The sequence below is a fragment of the Burkholderia pulmonis genome, from assembly GCF_984667975.1.
This window is the reverse complement of the sequence record NZ_OZ480186.1, coordinates 2,270,007-2,294,033: the sequence shown is the minus strand read 5'-3', so window position 1 is coordinate 2,294,033 and position 24,027 is coordinate 2,270,007. Positions and strand designations below refer to the sequence as shown.

At 65.6% G+C, this 24,027-nt stretch carries 24 protein-coding genes; 11 read left to right on the top strand and 13 right to left on the bottom strand.

Going from position 1 to position 24,027, the window contains the following annotated elements; genetic code table 11:
- The first annotated feature begins 5 nt into the window (after positions 1-5).
- The 3 genes from AC5LXK_RS10605 to AC5LXK_RS10595 all read left to right on the top strand — a co-directional run bounded on the left by AC5LXK_RS10605 (position 6) and on the right by AC5LXK_RS10595 (position 4,640).
- Positions 6-605 (top strand): hypothetical protein, encoded by a 600-nt coding sequence (locus AC5LXK_RS10605; RefSeq protein ID WP_493388799.1) that lies wholly within the window; start codon positions 6-8, stop codon positions 603-605.
- 107 nt (positions 606-712) lie between these two features.
- Entirely contained in the window at positions 713-2,332 is a 1,620-nt protein-coding gene (guaA, locus tag AC5LXK_RS10600; RefSeq protein ID WP_493388798.1) for a glutamine-hydrolyzing GMP synthase, read from the top strand.
- A 514-nt stretch (positions 2,333-2,846) separates the two neighbouring features.
- Positions 2,847-4,640: a GmrSD restriction endonuclease domain-containing protein gene (locus tag AC5LXK_RS10595; protein WP_493388797.1), complete on the top strand. Its 1,794-nt coding sequence runs from the start codon at positions 2,847-2,849 to the stop codon at positions 4,638-4,640.
- A gap of 404 nt (positions 4,641-5,044) precedes the next feature.
- Here AC5LXK_RS10595 and AC5LXK_RS10590 read toward each other — a convergent pair whose 3' ends face one another.
- Both AC5LXK_RS10590 and AC5LXK_RS10585 read right to left on the bottom strand, forming a co-directional pair.
- Positions 5,045-5,662 (bottom strand): 3'-5' exonuclease, encoded by a 618-nt coding sequence (locus tag AC5LXK_RS10590; protein ID WP_493388796.1) that lies wholly within the window; start codon positions 5,660-5,662, stop codon positions 5,045-5,047.
- A gap of 233 nt (positions 5,663-5,895) precedes the next feature.
- Positions 5,896-6,549, bottom strand: a complete 654-nt coding sequence (locus AC5LXK_RS10585) for a DJ-1/PfpI family protein (protein WP_493388795.1) — start codon at positions 6,547-6,549, stop codon at positions 5,896-5,898.
- A gap of 110 nt (positions 6,550-6,659) precedes the next feature.
- Between AC5LXK_RS10585 and AC5LXK_RS10580 the strand changes: the two genes are divergently transcribed.
- Positions 6,660-7,214, top strand: coding sequence for a TetR/AcrR family transcriptional regulator (locus tag AC5LXK_RS10580; RefSeq protein WP_493388794.1), 555 nt, complete (start codon positions 6,660-6,662; stop codon positions 7,212-7,214).
- Positions 7,215-7,293: 79 nt separating this feature from the next.
- Here AC5LXK_RS10580 and AC5LXK_RS10575 read toward each other — a convergent pair whose 3' ends face one another.
- The 11 genes from AC5LXK_RS10575 to AC5LXK_RS10525 all read right to left on the bottom strand — a co-directional run bounded on the left by AC5LXK_RS10575 (position 7,294) and on the right by AC5LXK_RS10525 (position 16,613).
- Positions 7,294-7,743, bottom strand: coding sequence for an acetyltransferase (locus AC5LXK_RS10575; protein ID WP_493388793.1), 450 nt, complete (start codon positions 7,741-7,743; stop codon positions 7,294-7,296).
- A gap of 99 nt (positions 7,744-7,842) precedes the next feature.
- Entirely contained in the window at positions 7,843-8,319 is a 477-nt protein-coding gene (locus tag AC5LXK_RS10570) for an NUDIX hydrolase (RefSeq protein WP_493388792.1), read from the bottom strand.
- 49 nt (positions 8,320-8,368) lie between these two features.
- Complete coding sequence (locus tag AC5LXK_RS10565; protein ID WP_493388791.1) at positions 8,369-9,253, bottom strand: NAD(P)-dependent oxidoreductase; 885 nt, start codon at positions 9,251-9,253, stop codon at positions 8,369-8,371.
- Between the two features lie 106 nt (positions 9,254-9,359).
- Entirely contained in the window at positions 9,360-9,638 is a 279-nt protein-coding gene (locus AC5LXK_RS10560; RefSeq protein ID WP_493388790.1) for a gamma-butyrobetaine hydroxylase-like domain-containing protein, read from the bottom strand.
- Positions 9,635-10,630, bottom strand: coding sequence for a HEAT repeat domain-containing protein (locus AC5LXK_RS10555; protein WP_493388789.1), 996 nt, complete (start codon positions 10,628-10,630; stop codon positions 9,635-9,637). The genes AC5LXK_RS10560 and AC5LXK_RS10555 overlap by 4 nt, the downstream gene beginning before the upstream one ends.
- A gap of 40 nt (positions 10,631-10,670) precedes the next feature.
- Positions 10,671-11,459, bottom strand: coding sequence for an ABC transporter ATP-binding protein (locus AC5LXK_RS10550; protein ID WP_493388788.1), 789 nt, complete (start codon positions 11,457-11,459; stop codon positions 10,671-10,673).
- Positions 11,456-12,331 (bottom strand): ABC transporter permease, encoded by an 876-nt coding sequence (locus AC5LXK_RS10545; RefSeq protein WP_493388787.1) that lies wholly within the window; start codon positions 12,329-12,331, stop codon positions 11,456-11,458. The genes AC5LXK_RS10550 and AC5LXK_RS10545 overlap by 4 nt, the downstream gene beginning before the upstream one ends.
- 44 nt (positions 12,332-12,375) lie before the next feature.
- Positions 12,376-13,800: an ABC transporter substrate-binding protein gene (locus AC5LXK_RS10540; RefSeq protein WP_493388786.1), complete on the bottom strand. Its 1,425-nt coding sequence runs from the start codon at positions 13,798-13,800 to the stop codon at positions 12,376-12,378.
- A 49-nt stretch (positions 13,801-13,849) separates the two neighbouring features.
- Positions 13,850-14,095 (bottom strand): 4Fe-4S dicluster domain-containing protein, encoded by a 246-nt coding sequence (locus AC5LXK_RS10535; RefSeq protein WP_493388785.1) that lies wholly within the window; start codon positions 14,093-14,095, stop codon positions 13,850-13,852.
- A gap of 11 nt (positions 14,096-14,106) precedes the next feature.
- Positions 14,107-15,846 carry a fumarate reductase/succinate dehydrogenase flavoprotein subunit gene (locus AC5LXK_RS10530; RefSeq protein ID WP_493388784.1) on the bottom strand — a complete coding sequence of 580 codons (1,740 nt, stop codon included), beginning with the start codon at positions 15,844-15,846 and terminating at the stop codon, positions 14,107-14,109.
- Positions 15,843-16,613 (bottom strand): GntR family transcriptional regulator, encoded by a 771-nt coding sequence (locus AC5LXK_RS10525; RefSeq protein ID WP_493388783.1) that lies wholly within the window; start codon positions 16,611-16,613, stop codon positions 15,843-15,845. Before AC5LXK_RS10525 ends, AC5LXK_RS10530 begins: the two co-directional genes overlap by 4 nt.
- 304 nt (positions 16,614-16,917) lie before the next feature.
- Here AC5LXK_RS10525 and AC5LXK_RS10520 point away from each other — a divergent pair, with 304 nt between their 5' ends.
- The 7 genes from AC5LXK_RS10520 (at position 16,918) to AC5LXK_RS10490 (ending at position 23,888) form a co-directional block, all read left to right on the top strand.
- Positions 16,918-18,135, top strand: a complete 1,218-nt coding sequence (locus AC5LXK_RS10520; protein ID WP_493388782.1) for an MFS transporter — start codon at positions 16,918-16,920, stop codon at positions 18,133-18,135.
- A 281-nt stretch (positions 18,136-18,416) separates the two neighbouring features.
- Positions 18,417-18,818, top strand: a complete 402-nt coding sequence (locus AC5LXK_RS10515; protein ID WP_027784729.1) for a DnaJ family domain-containing protein — start codon at positions 18,417-18,419, stop codon at positions 18,816-18,818.
- Entirely contained in the window at positions 18,815-19,399 is a 585-nt protein-coding gene (gene tadA / locus AC5LXK_RS10510; protein ID WP_091920961.1) for a tRNA adenosine(34) deaminase TadA, read from the top strand. Before AC5LXK_RS10515 ends, tadA begins: the two co-directional genes overlap by 4 nt.
- A 99-nt stretch (positions 19,400-19,498) precedes the next feature.
- Entirely contained in the window at positions 19,499-20,437 is a 939-nt protein-coding gene (ldcA, locus tag AC5LXK_RS10505) for a muramoyltetrapeptide carboxypeptidase (protein WP_493388781.1), read from the top strand.
- A 310-nt stretch (positions 20,438-20,747) separates the two neighbouring features.
- Positions 20,748-21,452 carry a GntR family transcriptional regulator gene (locus tag AC5LXK_RS10500; protein WP_493388780.1) on the top strand — a complete coding sequence of 235 codons (705 nt, stop codon included), beginning with the start codon at positions 20,748-20,750 and terminating at the stop codon, positions 21,450-21,452.
- A 149-nt stretch (positions 21,453-21,601) separates the two neighbouring features.
- Positions 21,602-23,086 (top strand): NCS1 family nucleobase:cation symporter-1, encoded by a 1,485-nt coding sequence (locus AC5LXK_RS10495; RefSeq protein ID WP_493388779.1) that lies wholly within the window; start codon positions 21,602-21,604, stop codon positions 23,084-23,086.
- A 10-nt stretch (positions 23,087-23,096) separates the two neighbouring features.
- Entirely contained in the window at positions 23,097-23,888 is a 792-nt protein-coding gene (locus AC5LXK_RS10490) for an aspartate/glutamate racemase family protein (RefSeq protein WP_493388778.1), read from the top strand.
- Positions 23,889-24,027: the final 139 nt, after the last annotated feature.

The following is a 24,027-nucleotide window of genomic DNA, read 5'->3' as shown; positions in this document are numbered from 1 at the left end:
CGCCGATGAAACCGCTGCTGCGAGCCGTGCTGATCATCGATGCCGTACTGCTGCTGGCGTTCGGCGTGCTGTTCGTGCTGACGCCCTGGCAGTCGCTGTTCAACGCATTGCAGCTGGCGAACATCCAGCCGGCGATGCTTGGCCAGGCGTTCGGCATCGCGTTGCTCGGGCTCGCGTGGCTCGCGTTTCATGCTGCGTTCAACGGCGATCTCACGGCGCCCGTCGCGCGGTCGGTCGGCCACGTGTACTGGCTGACCGGCGTGCTGACGATCGTCTGGTCGCTCGGCGCCGGCAACGGTCCCGCGCTTGCGGCCGCCGGCCGGGTGTTGTCGGTCGCGGCTGGCGTGGTGCTGATCGTGCTCGGCCTCGGTGGCGTGCGGCTCGCATCGGCCGTGCGCCGGCGTGAGAAAGCGCAGGCGCTCGAGGCGCGCGCGCCGGCCCAGCGGCCGGCCGAGCCGGCTCCGGTGGTGTCTCCCGCGCCGCAGCGCGTCGAGCCCGTCGTCAGCCGTCCCGCGGCGCCCGCTGCGTCGTCGCCGGCTTCATCCGGTTCCAGTCAATCGTCAGGCGGCGTCGCACTCGACGAACGCCCGCCGATGCAGGATTGACCGGCGATGCGTCGCGCGAGCCACCTGCCGCCCGACGCCGCTATCCATGCTTTTGACGCAGCGCTTGGTGCGCTGCTTTTCTTATTCTCTTCATCCCGTCCGCAGCCATGCACGACAAAATCCTGATTCTCGACTTCGGTTCGCAAGTCACCCAACTGATTGCGCGGCGCGTGCGTGAAGCGCACGTCTACTGCGAAATCCATCCGAACGATGTGTCCGACGACTTCGTCCGCGAGTTCGCGCCGAAGGCGGTGATCCTGTCGGGCAGCCACGCAAGCACGTACGAAGACCATCAGCTGCGCGCGCCGCAGGCCGTATGGGATCTCGGCGTGCCGGTGCTCGGCATCTGCTACGGCATGCAGACGATGGCCGTGCAGCTCGGCGGCAAGGTCGAGTGGAGCGACCATCGCGAATTCGGCTACGCGGAAATGCGTGCGCACGGCCATACGCGCCTGCTCGACGGCATCGAGGATTTCACGACGGCCGAAGGCCACGGGATGCTGAAGGTCTGGATGAGCCACGGCGACAAGGTGGCCGAGCTGCCGCCGGGCTTTGCGCTGATGGCGTCGACGCCGAGCTGCCCGATCGCCGGCATGGCCGACGAAGCGCGCGGCTACTACGCGGTGCAGTTCCACCCGGAAGTCACGCACACGGTGAAGGGCCGCCAGATCATCGAACGCTTCGTGCTGCAGATCGCCGGCGCGAAGCCCGACTGGATCATGAAGAACCACATCGAGGAAGCCGTCGCGAAGATCCGCGAGCAGGTCGGTGACGAGGAAGTGATTCTCGGCCTGTCGGGCGGCGTCGATTCGAGCGTCGCGGCCGCGCTGATCCATCGCGCGATCGGCGACCAGCTCACCTGCGTGTTCGTCGATCACGGCCTGCTGCGCCTGAACGAAGGCAAGATGGTGCTCGAGATGTTCCAGGGCCGCCTGCATGCGAAGGTCGTGCACGTCGACGCCGCCGATCAGTTCCTCGGCCACCTGGCCGGCGTGACCGATCCGGAAGCGAAGCGCAAGATCATCGGCCGCGAATTCGTCGAGGTGTTCCAGGCCGAGGCGAAGAAGCTGTCGAAGGCGAAGTGGCTCGCGCAGGGCACGATCTACCCGGACGTGGTCGAATCGGGCGGCACGAAGACGAAGAAGGCGACGACGATCAAGAGCCACCACAACGTCGGCGGCCTGCCGGAAACGCTGGGCCTGAAGCTGCTCGAGCCGCTGCGCGACCTGTTCAAGGACGAAGTGCGCGAGCTGGGCGTCGCGCTCGGCCTGCCGCCGGAGATGGTGTACCGCCATCCGTTCCCGGGCCCGGGTCTCGGCGTGCGGATTCTCGGCGAAGTGAAGCGCGAATTCGCGGACCTGCTGCGCCGCGCGGACGCGATCTTCATCGAGGAACTGCGTGGCACGACCGCGACCGCGCAGGATGCGGCTGCCGGCCTGTGCGGCGAAGCCGACGTTGGCAAGAGCTGGTACGACCTGACGAGCCAGGCATTCGCGGTGTTCCTGCCGGTCAAGTCGGTCGGCGTGATGGGCGATGGCCGGACGTACGACTACGTGACGTCGCTGCGCGCCGTGCAGACGACCGACTTCATGACCGCACATTGGGCGCACCTGCCGTACGCGCTGCTCGGTCGCGCGTCGAACCGGATCATCAACGAAGTGCGCGGGATCAACCGGGTCGTGTACGACATCTCGGGCAAGCCGCCGGCGACGATCGAGTGGGAGTGATTCAGCGTCCAGTATCGATTGGCAGTTAGCCACACTAAGCCCGCGATTCCGCGGGCTTTTTTTGTATCTGTGCTTACCGATGACTTGCACCTTTCGGTGCTCTCGGGCACAGTTTTTTTATGGTATGAACGATGGTATTGTTTATGCGTGATGCCATGATTTGCTATCGATCCCATTCGGCCGGAAAGCTGTAAGAGCGCAGCCTGTTCATCTCGGCGAATGGATGCGGTCCTGATGTCATTTGTAGCCTTGTTATCGAAAAGAGAATTCAGACGTTATTTTTCGATGGTGAGGAATTAATTCTAGTGCTGGAGGGGCGTTTGGCAATGCGCGGTATGATTGGCCGGAAGGTGAGGGCGACACGGAATAAGCGTCTCATTTGCGTGCCTCCGAGCTTAGGTATCGAGAAGAAAGTTATGTGGTTGTGTAATCGATGGCAAACACATTGTAATTTTATACCGAAAAATTTATTTTAGGTTAATACGGGGTTAACAAACTTAGGATGGTAAGAAAAATGGTTGCGGCACAACAGGAACTGATCGTTCGTGGTGAGCAGGTGGAGCGTGTTTTTATTAACTTCCAAGATAATAAGTATGTTGTAAATCGGCGATATCAACGAAAACTCATCTGGACTATCGAAGAAAAGCAAAGCTTCATCGATTCCATTATCCAGGGATTTCCTATTCCTATCATTTTGCTTGCTGAGCCACTTGGAAGGCAAGATGGAACTCTTGAGATCATTGATGGGATGCAGCGCATGAATGCCATCACATCATTCATTAGTAATGATTTCTCGGTTGATGGTGGCTATTTCGATTTGAACACATTCGCGACGACAAAGGATCTACTTGATCGAAAAGTGATTGAGCAGAAGATGCCGGTCCTCGATCGGGATCGATGCCTTGCGGTAGCGTCCTATCCAGTTCCGCTCTCGATTTACGAGGCTGCACACAGAGAGTCAGTTGAGGAGGTTTTCCGGCGTATCAACTCTGGTGGTCGCCAGCTTTCTCGGCAGGAACTCCGGGCTGCGGGGGCGACGAATGCGTTTGCAGAATGCATACGGAAGGTCTCCGCGCGCGTGCGTGGAGATACATCGAACTCGGACCTCCTATTGTTAGGTGAGATGAAGAAAATCAGTATCACGAACCGAGAGTTAGAGTACGGTATTAGCGCCGACAGTGTCTTTTGGGTCGCCAACGGGATTTTGACGAAAGATCAGCTTCGCCAGAGCCGCGATGAGGAGATGGTCGCCGACATTGTTGCCTACATGGTCTCAGAAGGACCAGTGGCATCGCGCACGGAGTTTCTCGACGACTATTACGGAGCAACATTCCCAGTGACAGTGAACAGCAAGACCCGATTCGATGAAATCGATCAAGCTGTTAGAAAGCGAAGCCTGGAGCTCGTTGACCTAGACTATCAACGAGTACACGATGCTGTGGTTCTGCTTCTCGGTCAGGCAAAGACGACATTCACCGGATTGATCTTTCCTGACGGGAACGGTGGTAACCCAGTGCCTCGCTACTTCCAAGCTGTCTTCCTCGCCCTCCACGACTTGATCGTCAAAAGGAGCATGGTGGTGTCGAACAGTGCAGGTTTGATCGCGCGACTGACGGATTGCGGGAAAAATATTCAGGTCCAAGATGGCGGGAGATGGGGGGCGGATAACCGCAGCAAAACGATCGACTCGGTCGTTGGTTGGATTCAAGGATTTTTTGAAGACGACAAAAATCCAGATCCGGCAAAAGTCCATTGGGTCACTAAATTCCAGAACCTGCTTACTAACTCAATGACTGAGCAGGCAGCCTATGACTTCAAACAGGGTTTTTATACTCTTAACCAACCGCCGTCCTTCGATGAAGGTTCTTTTGACAAGATTATGGAGACCTGCGCTGCCATCGCCAACATTGGCAAGGGTCACAAGGGCTATGTGCTAGTCGGCGTTGCAGAGAATGCCCAGACTGCGGCAAGGGTACAGGAGGTTTTCGGCAGCCAACCGCTGTCCTTCAACGGCTTCCATGTAACTGGAGTAGATCACGAAGCGAGGCATGTTGGAAAAAATCTCGACCAGATGTTCCAAGACATTACCGATCGAGTTGGGCGCTCCGCACTTTCAGAACCGCTGAAGTCCTACATAAATTCTCACCTTAAGTGCGTTCAGTATTACGATAAGACGGTTTTCATCTTCGAAATCTTGGGCCAAGACAGCCCCTCTCACTGGGCCGAAAAGTGGCCAGAGCGGCAAGGTCCGCAGGTCAAAGACGTTTCCCCGGAACGTATGGGTGCGCTGTTCGAGCGTTTCAGGTGAGGGCCTGGCTAGAGGAAATAGTGCGCATAGTGGGTGTCTGAGCGAAGCTCACTAATAAATTGGATGTGCTGGAGAGTTGATGTGCGCGGCACGATAAAAGTTCGGAAAAGGCATTTCTTATGGCGTCGTCATTCGCAAGCTAGGCGAACAGTCTTGCTGGGGGACTTTGATGTCGTGCTCAACAATCGAGTGGGAGTAAGCGTTCTGCCTGAGCCGGCGTTCGGTTCCGCTTGCGTCGTTGTGCATCGGTTGATGTTGCGATAGGTCGCAGGCGGGGCGTTGGTTCGGTTGGCCCGCTGGCCCGGCTCGGGTCGGGAAAAAACGGCTTGGCGTTTGCCAAGCCGTTTTGCGTTAACGCATCGCGCGAATCAGGAGGCGTCGTGCCCCCGTCCGTAATCCGATGCTCACGTGTGCGCGCGCCCGAGCGAACGCAAGTACATCGGCACTTTCGCCTTGCTCGTTGCCTGAACGCGCGCCATCAGCGCGTGATCGATCCGATCCAGTCCGTAAGTCCGCGCAATGTCGTGCTGCAACCGGCACCACAGATGGCCAGCCATCTCGGCGTCGACCATCGCCCGGTGCGCACGTCCCGATTTCGGCAACCGCAACATATCCACGAGGCTCGACAGGCGGTGACTTTGCGCATCCGGGTAGATGCGTCTCGCCACGAGCATCGTGCACGCAAAGGCATGCTCGGCCGACATGCCGAGCAGCCCGAGCTCCGACTGCCAGAAGCGTTTGTCGAAACCCGCGTTGTGGGCGACGACCGCATGCTTGCCGACGAATGCTGCGGCTTCCTTCATCACTTCGGACGCAGGCGGCGCCGATGCGATCATGTCGTTCGTGATGCCGGTGAGCGCGACGACATCGGACGGGATGCGCCTGCCTGCATTCATCAGGCTCTGGAAGCGGTCGACGACCTGTCCGTCCCGGAGCAGGATGACGGCGATTTCGGTCGCTCGGTCGCCCATATTCGGCGAAAGTCCGGTTGTTTCGAAGTCCAGTACGGCGACGGTCTGCATGGTCGAATCCTGTTGCTTCACGCGGTGTCGTTAGAGTGGCCGAGAGGTTAGCATCTCCAGGCCCGCGACAGGCTCGTTCTGCGCGAGAAACGACCATCTGTGCGATGAACGCCGACCCGGTCGATGGTCCGGACCGGCCGCGAACGCGTCCCGATCCACCATTGGCCTGGCAGGACGCACATGGTGCAACAGGGTGCCGGCCACCGACTATCGACAGTGCGGTGACCCGCGCGTCATGCCGCCAGCCCGTTTTCGCCTTCGACCATCCGGATCGTTCCCGTGGCTTGCCCCGCACCCTGCCTGATGCTGAACTCGATCAGGTCTTCATAAATCTCCCGTTGCCCGGCCGGCAGCACGGGCAGCAGGGTCTCGCGGCGCTTGTCCGCATCGAACATCGATTCCACCAGCCAGCCCGTCAGGTAGAGCGCCGCGAGGCAGCCGCCCGCGGTCGCGACGTTGCCGTGACACACCAGCGGCTGGTCCGGTGCCTGCAGCCCGTAGGTGAGCAAGCCGTCCCGCGCATCGGGATGAGTGGTCGCGCGGCGCTCCGGCAGCAGCCCGAGCCGTTCGAGAACAAAGGCGCCGGCGCAGATCGACCCGACATGCTGGCGTGCCGGGTCGAGGTCGAACGCCGGCAGGAAATCCGGGCTCGCCAGTGCGGCAGGTATCCCTTGCTCGCCGCTCGAGAACAGCACCGCATCGGCGCGATTGGCGTCGGACAGCGGGCCGTGCGTGGGGATGGCCAGACCATGCGCTGAATGCAGTACCGGCTGCGCGCCGAGAATCCGGACGCGCCAGTCGCAGCTGTTGCGGCCGAGAATGTCCCACATCAGGAACAGGTCGATGTCGGTGAACCGGTCGAAGGCGACGAGGGCGATGTCTTTCAACGTGAACTCCACGAGTAGCGGCGCCTGGCCGGAAGCGGCGGCGGCCGTGATAGAGTTCCCAGCCTATCTGTCCACGCTGCACCATACACAGCCTGTATGGCGATGCCGATATGCGCACACTGACCCGAAACGACTGGATTGCAGCGGGCTTCGACGCCCTCGACGCAGAAGGCCATGCCGGCATCTCCGCCGAAAGCGTCGCGCGCCGGCTGAACGTGACCCGCGGTTCGTTCTATCACCACTTCCGCAATCGAGAAGACTTCGTCAGGACGTTGCTGACCGCGTGGGAGGACGACTACACGGCGCGCATGCTTGCCTACGCGGCGGACGGCCGCAGCGCCGGCGACACGCTGACGCGCTACCTGCGCATTGCCACGGAGAAGCGGCCGGGACGCGAAGTGGCGATTCGTGCATGGGCACTGCACGACCCGCTGGTGGCGGAATTCCAGCAGCGCGTCGATGCGACGCGTCTGGCATTCGCGGTCGAGACATCCCGTCGGTGGGCACGCATGCCGGGTGAGGCGGAAATCGTGGGACAGGTTGCACACCTGTGCCTGATCGGCGGCCAGCAGGCCGGGCTGCGGCGTGACGCCGAGCGCTTCAATCATTTCATGCAGCGTGCGTTCACGACGGTCGAGCGGTTGCTTCCGCGTCGACGCGCGTAACGTGCGAGGCGCGCGGGCGCCGCGTCATGTCGTCGGGGGAGGCGCGGCAATCGGAGACGACGCGCCGTCCCGATTGCGCTCAGCTTCGCTTGCCGCCGCGATAACGCAGGTGAATCAGCGGATAAGGCCGGCCTTGCCCGTCCAGCGCCGATCGTCCGCAGCGCTCGAAACCGAGCCTCTCATAGAATCCCGCCGCCGCTTCGTTCTGCTCGTTGACGTCGGTCGACAGGTCGGGATGCCGCTCGAGCGCCGCTTCGACAAGTCGCCGTCCAACCCCGGCGCCATGGTGGGCCGGATCGACGAACAGCGCTTCCATATGACTGCCGTCGAGCAGCATGAAGGCGATCGGACGATCGTTCTCGTCGACAGCGAGGTCGAGCGGTGCACCGGGCAGAAACGCGACGACTTCGGATTCGATGGCGCGACGGTCGTCGTCGCTCAGGAAGTGATGCGTGGCATCGACTGCATTGCGCCAGATATCCAGCACGCGTGCGCCGTCGGCCTCGGTCGATTTTCGAATGTTGATCATGATGTGATGGTCCATTGTCCGGCGGGTAGCCGGCACCGTCGTGGCTCCGGTCGGGCCGTCCGCGCGGGACGCGGGAATGACGGTGGTGATTCAAACAGGTCAAACGGCGGACGGGCGCTGCGCGTTGTTCAGGACTGCCGCACGCTCGATCGCCCGTCGCGCGACATCGCGCACGCCCGCGCTCATCGGCACGTCGTCGCGGTCGAGTTCGTCGACGCCGAACCAGCGCGCGTCGAGCGCATCGTCGCCGGCCGCCGGCGTGCCGCGCAGCCACCTGCACAGCACCGCGACCATGATGAAATGCAGGCTGACGGCGCCGCCCGCATCGTAATCGAATGCATCCAGTGCAGTAAAGGCGTCGAGCGCCTCGACTTCGACGGTCGTTTCCTCGGCAATCTCGCGGACGACCGCATCGGCGATCGGCTCGCCCGGTTCGATCTTGCCGCCCGGGAACCCCCAGCAGCCCGCATCGGGCGGATTCGCGCGGCGCACGAGCAGCACGTCGCGTTCGCGCAGCACGATGCCGATCACGGCGGGAACGGGGCGCACGGGGGCAGCAGTACCGGTTGCGGACATGGCCGTGCCTACGCGCCGGTGCGAACGAACGCGTATGGATGCGCGCGACTCATCGCCCGTCCCCGGTGCGCTGTTCGATCGCGCGAATCACCGCCACCATGTCGGCCGATCCATGTCCGGCCTGCTCGGTTTCGCCGTAAAGCGCATGACAGATGTCGAGCAGCGGCGACGCGATGCCGATGCTGCGCGCGGATTCGGCAACGAGGCGCGCGTTCTTCAGCACGTCGGTGATCGCCGCCTGCACCGAGAAATCGTTCGCGACGAGCTTGCCGAGCTTCACGCGCGACACGTCGCTGGCCATCGGGCCGGCGTTCAGCACGTCGGCGAAGCGCGCGAGATCGATGCCGTGACGTTGCGCGAAATGCGTGGCTTCGGTGAGACCGGTGACCATCGTGATCAGGAACAGGTTGACGGCGAGCTTCATCGTCAGCGCCGACGGCACGTCGCCGCATACGAAGCTGTCGCGACACAGCGGCTTCACGAGCGGGCGGACGTCGTCGACGTCGTCGGGCGCGCCGGCCAGCATCACGACGAGCTGTCCCGCTTCGGCCGGCTTGCGCGAGCCCGAAACCGGCGCCTCGACGTAGCGGCCCGACGCGGCGGCGATTTCATCGGCGAGCGCGCGCGAATATTCGGGTGAATTGGTGCCCATGTTCACGATCGTGTGGCCGCCGACACGGGGGGCGAAACCGGGCGTGCCGCGCGCGAGGACGGCATCGATTGCCGCGTCGTTCGCGAGCATCAGGATCACGGTGCGGCAGGCCGCGAACACGTCGTCGACCTGTTCGGCGATACGTGCGCCGGCGTCGCGCAGCGCGTCGTCGCTGCCGTGCGACCGGCTCCATACGACGAGCGGCGTGCCTGCCCGTGCGAGATTGAGCGCCATCGGCGTGCCCATCACGCCGAGGCCGATGAATCCGACTGCCGTTTGCATGTGCCTGCTCCCACGGTGGGTAGAGACGATCGTGGGCGTCAGTATCGCAGCGTTTTCGCATGCCTGCCATCCCGCCCGCGCGACCGCGGAAGCCGCGTCGCGGCCGCTACGCGATGTCCGCCAGGTACGGCCACGGATAAATGCCGCGCGTGTGGCCGTCGCCGAACAGGAAGCGAATGCCGTAGCCGAGCGCTTCGACGCCGTCCAGTGTCAGGCCCGGCTGCGGGTCGATACGGCCGCCGTCGAACCGGATCTTTCGGCATTCCGCGCACGGGCAGTCGTTGCGCAACTGCGCATAGCCGATGCGCTGGGTGGCGCCGTCGGGCCAGCGGAGCGTCAATGCGCGTGCCGGATGATCGAGTGCGATTTCGGTCGGCGAGATCATCGCGACGCCTTGTCGATTTGCCCGATCGCGATCCGCACGGCCTTGCGCACTTCGGGGTCGCGATCGTCGAGTGCATCGCGCAGCGCGGGCAGCGTCGCCCGGTCGCGCAATTCGCCGAGCGCGAGCGCCGCTTCCTTGCGCAGATTGCTGATCGCATGCGAGAGCAGCGCGACGACGGCCGGTGCGGCGGCCGCATCGCGCAATTGCCCGAGCGCGCGCGCGGCGCGCAGCCGCACTTGCCAGTAGTCGTCGCCGAGCGCGGCGACGAGCGGGTCGCGCGCGGCCGCGATGCGCAGCTTGCCGAGCGTGGCGGCCGCTTCCTCGCGCACTTGCCATTCGGCGTCGCGCAGCGCCGCGAGCAACGCGTCGGTGACCGTTGCGTCGCCGGCTGTCGCGAAGCCGATCGCGCCGACCGCGGCGCGCCGCACGTCCGCAGCGGCGTCCGTCGTCGCGACGCGCGCGAGCGGCGGCAATGCGCGGGCGTCCTTGAGCCAGCCGAGCACGATGACCGCCTCGGCACGGACGGCGGCGGAGTCCGCGTCGAGCGCGCGCAGCGCGGGCGCGAACGCGTCGGGGTCGCGCAACTCGCGCAGCCCGCGCAGCACGGCGCCGCGCACGAACGGCTCCGGCCGGTCGGCCCAGCGGCACAGTACGGCGCCCGAGGCCGCGTCCTTCAGTTCGGACAGGCTTTGCGCGGCGGTGGCGCGCACGCCGTCGTCCGGATCGAGCAGCGCCTGGCACAGCGCGTCGACGACATCGGGCCGTTCCCACGCGTCGAGCACGCGGGCGGCTTCGCTGCGCACGTCGGCCGACGGGTCATCGCGCAGCGCCGCGACGAACGACGGTACGAGTTCGGGGGCTTCGAGATCGGCGAGTTCGAGCAGCGCAATGTGGCGCACCGGCGCATCGGGTGCGGCGAGGCGTGCGACGAGCGCGGCATGATCGGCGGCCGGCAGGCCGGGCAGCGGGAAAGCGGGGGAAGAGACGGTCATGGGGAACGAGTCGAAGCGTTGAATGGGCGGATACGCGTGCTCAGGCCGCGTCGCGCAGCAGCGCGAGGCAGCGGCGCTTGATGTCGACGAACGCGGGCTCGGTCGTGCTGTCGTCGGTGCGCGGCCGCGCGAGCGGCACGCGGATGTCGGCGACGATGCGTGCGGGCCGCGGCGACAGCATCAGGATGCGGTCGCCGAGAAACAGCGCTTCCTCGATGTCGTGCGTAACGAACAGCACGGTCGTGCCGATCCGCGACCAGATGTCGAGCAGCAGCGTCTGCATCATCCGGCGCGTCTGCGCGTCGAGTGCGCCGAACGGCTCGTCCATCAGCAGCACGCGCGGACGGTTGATCAGCACGCGCGCGATCTCGACGCGTTGCTGCATGCCGCCGGAAAGCTGCGCCGGGTAGTGCGCGCCGAATTCGCCGAGCCCGACGAGTTCGAGCAGCTCGGCCGCCTCGCGGCGGCGTTCGCCCGCAGGCACGCCCTTCATCTTCAGGCCGAACGCGACGTTGTCGATCACGCGCTTCCACGGAAACAGCGTGTGCTGCTGGAACACGAGGCCGCGATCGGGATGCGGGCGATCGACGGTCTCGCCATCGACGACGATCTCGCCCTGCGTGGCCGCGACGTGGCCGGCGAGCGCGCCGAGCAGTGTCGATTTTCCGCAGCCGGACGGGCCGAGCACGCAGACGAATTCACCGGGCGCGATATCGACGTCGAGCGCATCGAGCGCCGCGAAGCGCGCATGCGGGGGCCCCAGCTCGATCGTCAGCTCACGCACGCCGACGCGACCCGGTGCGGTCGATGCAATGCCTGCCGCGCTCATTGTCGGCCTCCGCGCGGTGCGTACCATGGCGTGAGCGCCGTGCCGATGCGCTTGACGAGCAGGCTGCTGCCCATCCCGAGCAGGCCGATCAGCGCCATGCCGACCACGATGTCGGGGTAGTTCTGCAACGTATAGGATTCCCATGTGAAGTAGCCGATACCGTACTGGCCTGCGATCATCTCGGCCGTGACGAGGCAGAACCACGCCGTGCCCATTCCGATCGACAGGCCCGTGAAGATCGACGGCGCGGCGCCGGGCAGGATCACGTCCGCATACAGTGCAAGGCCGCGCGTGCCGAGGCTGCGCGCGGTCGCGACGAGCCGCGGGTCGACGGCTTCGGCACCATGCACGGTATTGAGCAGGATCGGGAACAGCGCACCGACGAACGTGATGAACATCATGCTCAGCTCGGACGACGGAAACATCAGGATCGCGAGCGGGATCCATGCGACGGCCGGAATCGGCCGCAGCATCTCGAGCGGCGGCAGCAGCGTGTCTTCGAGCACGCGATAGCGGCCGATCGCGAGCCCGAGGCCGATGCCCGCGACTGCGGCCGCGACGAAGCCGGCCAGCACGCGCGTGACGCTCGCGAACAGGTGCATCGGCAGCTTCAGCGATTGCAGGAACGACGCCAGCGCGGGGCCGACGTCGGCCGGCGCGGGCACGTTGGCGAACGTGACGATGCCGAGCGACAGCCGCCAGTGGACGGCCGCCTGCCACAGCGCGATGCAGGCGACGAGCGACGCGATCCGCCATGCGCAGCGGCGCATCGGGGTCGAGCGGCGGCGCGCGGCGGGGTGCGACGGGCGCGTGTCGCCGGTATGCGGTACATCGGTGAGACGGCGTTTGACGAGTTCGAGGGTGGCGGCCATGCGGAGATCCGGTGTCGACGAATGGAAAGAGGAGGTCGCGATGCTCAGCGCGCCGCGAGCGCCTGCGGTGTGACGGCTTTCGCGGCCGCGTAGTCGACCACGGCGCCCGATACCTGCTGCGCATATGCATCGGCGCCCGACTTCAGCAGGAACGCGGTCAGCACGCCGTGTGCGTCCTTCACGTACCACGCCTGGTCGGCAAACAGCTTCAGGCCGCTCGCATGGTCGTGCACGAACACCGCGCGCACCTTCGCGGACGGGCCGAGCTTCCCGACGGCGGCAAAGGCGGCCGCGGGGCTCGCGTAGTGGCGTACGGCTTCATCGCCGGCGAGCCACACTTGCGCGACGTCGTTGAAATCGCGGATCGGCTTGCCGGTCGATGCGTCGTTCGCGACGAGCGGCTGCTTGCCGTAGTGTTTCAGCGCGGCGTCGTAGTCGAGCCCGGACGCCTTGAATGCCGCACGGATATAGCGATCGTCGACGAACGTCGCGGGGTCGGGCGCCGTGTCGGTCTTCTTCAGCAGCTTGAGCGTATCGATGGCCGTCGCGACGGCTTGCCGGTACTCCGGCTTCCAGGTGAAGTCGCGGGTCTGGATGCCGAGCGGCCCGTGATACAGGTAGTCGACCGGCGCTTCGATGCCGGTGATTTTCTCGATCAGCAGGCTGTACTTTTCAGGGTTCTGCGCGAGCAGGCGGTTCGCTTCGATCGCGGCGCGCAGATAGGCCACCACGACTTCCGGGTAGCGTTGCGCGTAGTCCGCGTCGACGAGCGCACCGTGGAAGGTCGGCGCATGGGTCTGCGCGCCGTCGTAGATCTTGCGTGCGATGCCGCGGTACGGGAACAGGTCGGCGAACGGCACGAAGTCCGCATGCGCGTCGATCTTGTTCGCTTTCAGCGCGCTGCCCGCGACTTCCGGCGCCTGCGTGACGACGTTCACGTCGGTGTCGGGATTCCAGCCCTGGGCCTTGATCGCACGCAGCAGCATGCCGTGCGCGGTCGATGCGAACGGCACCGAGATCGTCTTGCCCTTCAGGTCGGCCAGCGCGCGCACCGGCGAATTCACCGGCACGACGATCCCGTTGCCGCTGCCGTCGATGCTGCCGTCGAGCACGGTGATGAACACGCTCCGGCGGCCGGCCTTGCGGAATGCCGCGCCGTTCAGCGCACCGGGGAAATCGGCCATTGCGCCGAAGTCGAGCTTGCCGGCGACCATCTCGTTGGTCAGCGGCGCGCCGGACGTGAAATCCTTCCACTGCACGTCGTACTTCACGTCCTGGTACTTGCCGGTGCGCGGCAGGTACTTGTCGAGCAGGTGCAGTTCGCGGATCAGCAAGCCGCCGGTCGCGCAGTTGATCGTCGTGTCCTGCGTGCCGATCGCCACGCGGATCGTCTCCGCATGCGCGAAACCGGTGGCCATGACCGCGATCGACGCGGCGAGCAGGCGGAACATCCGTAGCGTTCTTTTCATGTGTCGTGATTCCGGGAATGGGGGATCGGTGCGCCGGTTGCGCGCCGCGTCAGCGCAGCAGGTAAGGGATGTCGACCTTGACCGCGCCGGTCGGGCAGTCGCGTTCGCACGGCATGCAGTACCAGCATTCATCGAACTGCATGTAGGCCTTGCCCTTGGTGACGTCGATCGCGAGCAGGTCGAGCGGGCACACGTCGACGCAGACGGTGCAGCCCTTGTCGGCGATGCACAGGGCCTCGTCGACCGTGACGGGTGCGCTGCTGCGCTGGAAGATGTCGTGCGGGGTATGGGACACGGTAGGGTTCCTCAAAGGGCGGCCGCGAGCGCGGCCGGTTCGCGGATGCGCAACTGCGCGTAGGCGCCGCGCTCGTCGTCGGCAAGCGGCACGACGTACGGTTCGACCGGCCGCTTCTCGCTGCGCATCGCGCCATCGGCGTCCTTGCGCAGCCAGGTGTGGCAGAACCATTCGGCATCGTTGCGGTGCGGAAAGTCGACGCGATGGTGGTACAACCCCCAGCGGCTCTCGGTGCGGAACAGCGACGCACGCGCGGCCATTTCCGCGCAGTCTCGGATCGCACGCACTTCGGCCGCACGCATCAGTTCGTGCGGATTGTTCGCCTTAATTTCTTCGATATCCTCAATAATTCCGTCAAAACGTTGAAGGCCGATTTCCATCTTGCGCGTCACCTTCGGCGGTTGCAGGTAATCGTTCACCATGCGGCGCAGCTTGTATTCGACCTGCGCCGGCGCCAGGCCGCGCTCGCGCAGCAGCGGGGCGAGCGCGCGGGTCCGCTCGGCGTCGACCTGTTCGTCGTCCACCGGCGCGTGTTCGCGGCCGGCCACATAGTCGGCTGCGTTCTGTCCGGCAAACCAGCCGTACGTAAATGCGCCGAGCATGTAATTGTGCGGAACGGCCGCCATGTCGCCGGCTGCGTACAGCCCCGGCACGGTCGTCTCCGCGCGTGCATTCACGTACACACCCGATGCGCTGTGGCCGCTGCAGAAGCCGATCTCGGAGATGTGCATCTCGACCATCTGGCTGCGGTAGTCGGTGCCGCGCCCCGCATGGAAGCGGCCGCGGCTCGGCCGCTCGTTCGTATGCAGGATCTGCTCGATGGTCCGGATCGTTTCTTCCGCGAGATGGTCGAGCTTCAGGAACACGGGACCGTTGCCGCTCTGCAGTTCCTGGTAGAACTCCCACATCATCTGGCCGCTCCAGTAATCGCATTCGATGAAGCGTTCGCCCTTGCCGTTCGCGGTGAAGCCGCCGAGCGGGCCCGTCACGTACGCGCACGCGGGGCCGTTGTAGTCCTTGATCAGCGGGTTGATCTGGAAGCATTCGAGATTCGCGAGCGCGGCGCCCGCGTGATAGGCCATCGCGTAGCCGTCGCCCGCGTTGGTCGGATTCTCGTACGTGCCCATCAGGTAGCCCGACGCCGGCAGCCCGAGGCGGCCGGCCGCGCCGCAGCACAGGATCACGGCTTTCGCGCGGATCACGTGGAATTCGGCGGTGCGGCAGTCGAAGCCGAGCACGCCGCTCGCACGGCCATGTGCGTCGGTCAGCACGCGTGTCGCGACGATCCGGTTCGTGATCGCGATGCGCGCGCGCTTCAGCTGCCGGTACAGCACCTTCTTGATGTCGTGTCCTTCCGGCATTGGCAGCACGTACGAGCCCATGTGATGAACCTTCTTCACCGCGTAGTCGCCGGTGCCGTCCTTCTCGAACTTCACGCCCCAGCGGTCGAGCTGCTCGATCGTCGTGAAGCTGTGCGTCGCGTACGCGTACACGGCTTCCTGGTCGACGATCCCGTCGTTCGCGATCGTGATCTCGCGCGTGTACTGCTCGGGTGTCGCATGACCGGGGATCACCGCGTTGTTCAGGCCGTCCATGCCCATCGAGATCGCGCCGCTGCGCTTCACGTTGGCCTTCTCGAGCAGCAGCACGCGCAAGGACGGGTCGCGCTCCTTCGCCTTGATGGCCGCCATCGGGCCGGCGGTGCCGCCGCCGACCACGACGATGTCGTATTCGTGCACATGGGTATTCATCGCGGGTTCCTTGCAGGTTTGCGCGCCTTCTGCCGGTCGACGCGCAACCGGTACTGGAAGGCGTCGCCGCGGAAGTAGAGGTATTCGTAGTCGATCGGCGCGCCCGACGCGTCGTGCGTGAGCCGCTCGATGCGCAGCACGGGGCTGCTTTCCTCGACGTGCAGCGCATCGACGATTTCGTCGTCGGCGAGGATCGCGTCGATCGACACGTCGGCGTGGCCGAGCGGGATGCCGCAGTCGTTTTCCAGAATCAGGAAGATGTCGCGGGTCGCGAGGTCGGCGCCGGCGAGGCGCTTGCCGAGCGCTTCCGGCACCCAGGTCTGTTCGAGCGACACCGGTTCGCGGTTCAGCAGCCGCACGCGATGGATTTCGACGAGCGGCGCGCCTTCCGGCACGTTCAGTTTCGTGGCGAGATGGCGATCGGCCTTCACGGTGCGCAGGCTGCGCAACTGGTTGACGATCTCGTAGCCCATCGACGACATCGCCTCGGCGAACCCCTGCAGCGACGTCACGTTCTGGAACGCCTTCGGCTTCGACACGAACGTGCCCTTGCCGTGCAGCTTGAACAGCAGGCCTTCCTTCTGCAGGTCGCCGAGCGCCTGGCGCACCGTGATGCGGCTGACGTCGAACATCGCACAGAGCTCGTGCTCGGACGGCATCCGGCTGTGCGGCGCGTAGCTGCCGTCGAGGATGCGCGCGCGCAGCGTGTCCTTGATCTGCACGTAAAGCGGGGCCGCCGACAGCGGCACGACGTTGGGTGGGGTCATCGGTCAACTTGTTATGACAAGATGGGTCGAGTGTAGTCAGCGCGATCGCACGCCCCAACCAACGATTTCTGATTTCGAATTTCCGTTGGCGGAAAAGCGGGGCGGCAGGCGGGAGGTCGAACGGCCGATCCGTCCCTTGCGAGACGCGAGGAATCGCCGACAATGAAAAAACGCCGGTCCGTGCGTCGCGCATGTCGATTTCCCGATGTGTCGCCCGTCGTATCCATGTCGACCGGGCAGGGCGCCGCGCACGTGGCCTGCGCCCGGTTTCCGACGATCGTCGAAACGAACCAGGAGACACCAGATGCCGGATTCCCGATACCGCTGGGTGATCGTCGCCGCGGGCGGCCTGATGGGCTGCGTCGCGATCGGCGCGATGTTTTCGTTGCCCGTGTTCCTGCGCGCCATTGCGCGCGACACGGGCTGGTCGATGACCGGCATTTCCGGCGCGATGACGCTCGGCTTCATCGCGATGGCCTTTGCGAGCATGGCGTGGGGCAGCCTGTCGGACCGCATCGGCACGCGCCCGGTCGTGATCGCGGGTGCCGTGCTGCTGTCGGCAAGCCTTGCGCTGGCGAGCCGCGCGCCGTCGCTGCTCGTGTTCCAGCTGACCTTCGGCCTGGCCGTCGGCAGCGCGACGGCCGCGATATTCGCGCCGATGATGGCGTGCGTGACGGGCTGGTTCGACACGCACCGCAGCCTGGCCGTGTCGCTCGTGTCGGCCGGCATGGGGATGGCGCCGATGACGATGGCGCCGCTCGCCGCGTGGCTCGTGTCGGTGCGCGGCTGGCGCACGTCGATGCTGCTGATCGCCGCGCTGGCGGCCGTCGTGATGATTCCGGTGTCGCTGCTGGTGCGCCGGGCGCCCGCGCTCGATCATGCCGCCGCGCCCGCGGCGCCTGCGCCGGCCGGCGCACCCGCGGCGATGTCGGTCGCGGGCGCGCTGCGCTCGCCGCAGTTCATCGTGCTGCTGCTGACCAACTTCTTCTGCTGCGCGACGCATTCGGGCCCGATCTTCCATACGGTCAGCTACGCGGTCACGTGCGGGATTCCGCTGATCGTCGCGGTGTCGATCTACAGCGTCGAAGGGCTCGCGGGCATGGGCGGCCGGATCGCGTTCGGGATGCTCGGCGACCGCCTCGGCGCGAAGCGCATGCTGGTGGCGGGGCTCCTCGCGCAGGCGCTCGGCGCGCTCGGCTATTACTTCGTGCGTACGCTCGACGGCTTCTACGCGGTCGCGACGCTGTTCGGCTTCATCTATGCGGGCGTGATGCCGCTGTATTCGGTGCTCGCGCGCGAGAACTTCCCGCTGCGGATGATGGGCACCGTGATCGGCGGCTGCGCGATGGCCGGCAGCCTCGGGATGGCCACGGGCCCCGTCGCCGGCGGCCTGATCGTCGATACGTTCGGCAGCTACGGCGGGCTGTACCTCGGCTCGTTCGCGATCGGCATCGGTGCATTCCTGATCGCGATGATGTTCCGCCCGTTCGCGAAAACGCAGCCGGAAACGGTGGCCGCGTGACCGGGCAGCGGAAGCGCAGCGGCGTGCGTTTCGACGCTCCGGTGTGGCCGGCGCCTCGGCGGCGCGGATAAAAAAACAGGGCCCGACACCGCTTCCATTTGTCGATGGCAGGACGGCGCCCGGCCTGGTGCGGCGCAGCAGAGCGGGATTTGACGGCGATCGTCACGCATGCGCGGCGATTCGGCCCCTAAAAAACACAATATCGAGCATATATTCGAAGGGCCTGTCATACCCGCGTCACCCTGCTAGAATTCGGCCTGCCGCATTGTTCCGATTGACTGATGAGATTGCTTGACGCCCTGGTCGAACAACGTATCGCCGCCGCCGCCGCGCGGGGCGAGTTCGACGATTTGCCGGGTACCGGCGCGCCGCAGGCGCTGGATGACGACCTGCTCGTGCCCGAGGAGGTGCGGGTGGCCAACCGTATCCTGAAGAACGCGGGCTTCGTGCCGCCGGCTGTCGAGCAATTGCGCGCACTGCGCAACCTGCACGACGAAGTGCAGGCGGTCAGCGACCGTGCCGCGCGCTGCCGGCTGCAGGCGAAGATCCTCGCGCTCGACATGGCGCTCGAATCGCTGCGCGGCGGCCCGATGGTGATGCCGCGCGACTACTGCCGGCGCATTGCCGAACGCCTGTGCGAGCGCGGGCTGGACGACGCGCCCGCCGAAGCGGGGACGATGTGACGTCCGACGCGCTGCACGACGCAGCCCGCCCGGCCGCCGAACCCGCTGCCGATTCTCCCGTTCCCGAAGCCGCGCCCGTGTCCGCGCGCGACCTGCATTTCATGCGTCTTGCACAGGCGGCCGCCGAAGAGGCGCGCGCAGCCGGCGAAGTGCCGGTCGGCGCGGTGCTCGTGCGCGGCGACGAAGTGATCGCGCGCGGCTTCAACCATCCGATCGGCGGGCACGACCCGTCGGCGCATGCCGAAATGGCCGCGCTGCGCATGGCCGCGCAACATCTGCAGAATTACCGGATGCCCGGCTGCGAACTGTACGTGACGCTCGAGCCATGCCTGATGTGCGCAGGCGCGATCATGCATGCACGCATCGCGCGGGTGGTCTACGGCGCCGCCGACCCGAAGACGGGCGCGTGCGGCAGCGTGATCGACGCGTTCGCGAATCCGCAACTGAACCACCACACCGAGGTGACCGGCGGCGTGCTCGCCGACGAGTGCGGCGCCGCGCTGAAGTCGTTCTTCGCCGAACGCCGTCGCGCATTGCGCGAGGCACGGCTTGCCCGCGACGCCGAATCCGGCGCGTCATAGGCACCCCGGCCGCGCCCGGCGTTCCGGGCGTGCACGGTTCCGTGAACCGGAGACGGTTCGGACCCTCTAAGCAGGTTTGACGACCCGACACCTTTCGCCATGTCCTTCCAGCCCGCCGCGTCCTACACCATCCGCCTGCTGGCGCCGTCCGGCTATCCGCACGACCCCGAAGCGATCAACCGCGCGCTCGAGCGCCTCAGCACCGCGCAGCAACGCATCGAGAACATCGAGGCGACGCAGCGGCGCTTCCAGCGATTCGGCGGCACCGACGGCGAGCGGGCCGGCGACCTGAACCGCCTGGCCGATCCCGAGCGGCCGCTGCCGGACATCGCGCTCGCGGTGCGCGGCGGCTACGGCGCCGCACGGATCCTGCACGGGCTCGACTATCGCGGGCTCGAACGCAGGCTGCGCGACCAGCCGGTCGCGCTCGTCGGCCACAGCGACTTCACGGCGATCCAGCTTGCGCTGTACGCGAAGGCACGCATCAAGACGTTCGGCGGCCCGATGCTGTCAGCCGACTTCGGCGCTGAAACGCCGAGCGACTTCACGATGCAGCACTTCTGGCAGACGCTGACGCAGCCGAGCACCACGATCGTCACCGAGGCGCCGCAGGTGCAGACGGTGAACGTGACGGGCACGCTGTGGGGCGGCAACCTCGCGATCCTGACGTCGCTCGTCGGCACGCCTTACATGCCCGACATCGAGGGCGGCATCCTGTTCATCGAGGACGTCAACGAGCAGCCGTTCCGGATCGAGCGGATGATCTATCAGCTGCACCTGTCGGGGCTGCTCGCGCGCCAGCAGGCGCTCGTGCTCGGCCAGTTCACCGGCGCGCGGCCGTTCGAGTACGACAACGGCTACGACATGCAGGCGATGATCGACCAGGTGCGGGCGGTGGTCGGGATCCCGGTCGTCACGGGGCTCCAGTTCGGCCACGTGCCCGATCTGCTGACGCTGCCGTTCGGCGCGCAGGCGCAACTGGTCGCGAATGCGCATGGCTTCCGGCTCACGTTGTCGGACTATCCGCATCTCGGCTGATGATGCCGGCGAGGTCGATCGAAAGGCGGGTTTCCCGCCTTTTTCTTTATGTAAATGCGCAACTAACGGTCGAAAATTTTCACCGACGCGAACCTGGGCGTCACCAGGTTCCGCACCATTTTTGTCAACAAAAATGCCGGAAGGGTATACGACAGGAGGGGCCTCTGCTGTACGTCTCAGGCTTGTCGTGTATGGATGTCGTGCGCTTTGCACCGAGTGAGGGCATTCCGATGCACGCCGATTGTGCGAAATCCCGGAAAAGAATTGTTGACAATCTTTATGTCCGTCCTAGGATGAGGACCATCACACGATGCAGATCATGAACGAACCTGATTCCCATCCGTCCGGCGCCGCCGGTCCCGAAGCGATCGCCGAGCGGATCCGCACCGCGATCCTCGAGCATCGGCTCGCGCCCGGCGCGAAGCTGACGGAGGCGCAGCTCTGCGACGTGTTTGGCGTGAAGCGCGGGACGATCCGCCAGGCGCTCGCGCAGCTCGCGACCGACAAGCTGGTCGACCTCGAGCCGAACCGCGGTGCGTTCGTCGCGAGCCCGACGCTGCAGGACGTGCACGAGGTGTTCGAAATGCGCCGGATCATCGAGCTCGCGGTGGTCGAGCGGCTCGCGACCGGGCCCGGCGCGAAGCGGCTGAAGGGCGTCGCCACGCTGATCGAGAAGGAACGCAGGGCGTTCGAGCGGCACGACTTCGCGGCATGGATCCGCCTGTCGGGCGAATTCCACACGACGCTCGCGACGCTGATGGGCAATGCGACGCTCAGCGAGTGCCTCGAAGGGCTCGTCGCACGCTCGACGCTGATGTCGGCGCTGTACGAATCGCACGGGCGCAGCCCGTGCTCGTGCGACGACCACGACGGGATCCTCGCCGCGCTGGAGGCGGGCGATCCGAAGCGGGCGGTGACGCTGATGGCGCACCACCTGCAGCATGTCGAACTGAAGATGCTGGACCGGCCCGCACAAGGGCAGGTCGATCTGCGCGAAGTGTTCGGCGGCGCCTGAGCGGCGACGCGAACCCGGCCGCGCGCCACAGAACGAGCGAAATGCAGGCCCGCGGTGTTTGCCGCGGGCCGCTGGTCCGACTCCGGGCGACGATCCGGAGCGATATCGATGACGGTGGAGCGGCCGCCCGGCCGCGTCAAGGAGAAGTCATGGCTCAGTTCAGTGTGGCGCACGACAGCGCGTATCCCGAGGAAGAAGGCGGCGAGGGCGGCGACCCGGCGCTGCCGAATGGTTACAGCGAACGTTTGTACAACGAAGATTTGGCACCCCTGAAGAATCAGACATGGGGCTCGTACAACATCTTCGCGTTCTGGATGTCGGACGTGCACAGCGTCGGCGGCTACGTGTTCGCGGGCAGCCTGTTCGCGCTGGGGCTGACGAGCTGGCAGGTGCTGCTCGCGCTGATCGTCGGCATCGGCATCGTGAACCTGCTGTGCAACCTGATCGCGCGGCCGAGCCAGCAGATCGGCGTGCCGTATCCGGTCGCGTGCCGCGCGACGTTCGGCGTGCTCGGCGCGAACGTGCCGGCCGTGCTTCGCGGCCTGATCGCGATCGCGTGGTACGGGATCCAGACCTATCTCGCGTCGAGCGCGCTCGTGATCGTCGTGCTGAAATTCTTCCCGCAATGGCTGCCGTATGCGGACGTCCATCGCTACGGCTTCCTCGGGCTGTCGGCGGTCGGATGGGCCGGCTTCATGCTGCTGTGGGTGCTGCAGGCGTTCGTGTTCTGGAACGGGATGGAGACGATCAAGAAGTTCATCGACTTCGCGGGCCCGGCCGTCTACGTCGTGATGTTCATCCTCGCCGGCTACATGGTGTGGCGCGCGGGCTGGCGCAACATCGGCATCAACCTCGGCGGCGTCAAGTATCACGGTGCGGAAGTGATCCCGGTGATGATCACGGCCGTGTCGCTGGTCGTGTCGTACTTCTCGGGGCCGATGCTGAACTTCGGCGACTTTTCGCGCTACTGCCGCTCGTTCGGCGAAGTGAAGCGCGGCAATTTCTGGGGGCTGCCGGTCAACTTCCTCGCGTTCTCGCTCGTCACGGTGATCACGACGGCCGCGACGCTGCCGGTGTTCGGCGAACTGATCACCGATCCCGTCGAGACGGTCGGCCGCATCGACCATCCGACCGCGGTGATCCTCGGCGCGCTGACGTTCACGATCGCGACGATCGGCATCAACATCGTCGCGAACTTCGTGTCGCCGGCATTCGACTTCTCGAACGTCGCGCCGCGCCTGATCAGCTGGCGTGCGGGCGGGATGCTCGCGGCCGTCGCGTCGATCTTCATCACGCCGTGGAACCTGTTCAACAACCCGGCCGTGATCCATTACACGCTTGACGTGCTCGGCGCATTCATCGGCCCGCTGTACGGCGTGCTGATCGCCGATTTCTACCTCGTCAAGCGGGGTCGGCTCGTGCGCGACGACCTGTACACGATGTCGGAAAGCGGCACCTACTGGTACACGGGCGGCGTGAACCGCCGCGCAATCGCCGCGCTGCTGCCGGCGGCGGTGATCGCGATCGTCTGCGTGATGGTGCCGGGCTGGCAGGGCGTCGCGAATTTCTCGTGGTTCATCGGCGCGGGGCTCGGCTTCGTGTTCTACCGGCTGCTCGTGAGTGCGAAGGCGTAAGGAGCGTGCGATGAAGATTCGACTGATCAATCCGAACACGACGCAGCGGATGACCGATGCGATGGGCCGCTGCGCACGCGAGGTCGCGGCCGCGGGCACGGAGATCGTGGCCGTGAGCCCGCCGATGGGGCCGCCGTCGATCGAAGGGTATTACGACGAGGCGCTCGCGACGCCGGGGCTGCTCGCCGAGATCGCGCAGGGCGAGCGCGACGGCTGCGACGCCTACGTGATCGCGTGTTTCGGCGATCCGGGCCTGTATGCGGCGCGGGAGCTCGCGCGCGGGCCGGTGATCGGCATCGCCGAGGCCGCGATGCATGCGGCGAGCGTGCTCGCGCCCGGCTTCTCGGTCGTCACGACGCTCGCGCGCACCTGCGGGATGGCGTGGCATCTCGCGGAGCGCTACGGGATGAAGCGGTTCTGCCGCAACGTGCGGGCGACCGACGTCGCGGTGCTCGAACTCGACCGGCCGGGCTCGGCCGCGCGCCGGATCATCGTCGACGAATGCCGGCGCGCGCTCGACGAGGACGGCGCCGACGCGATCGTGCTCGGCTGCGCGGGGATGGCGGAGTTCGCGCACGAGATCGAGCAGCAGATCGGCGCGCCGGTGGTCGAAGGCGTCACCGCGGCCGTGAAGTGGGCCGAGGCGCTGGTGGCGCTGCGCCTCGCGACCGCGAAACGCGGCGACTATGCGCGGCCGCTGCCGAAGCAGTACGACGGCGCGTTCGCCCGCTTCAGCCCGCCGGACGGGGATGCGGAGGAACCGCTCCCGAATTTGCCGCAACCGCACATACACACCGTCTGACACGCACTATCTGCGTCGCTGTATGGGCGCGTATGAACGTTTTCGCTACACTGGGCCGTCATCGCATCGGCTTGTGCGGCCGGCCTCCGGGTGCCGCACAATCGATGCGAACCCATTATTTCAGCCCGCTTTCGCCGCA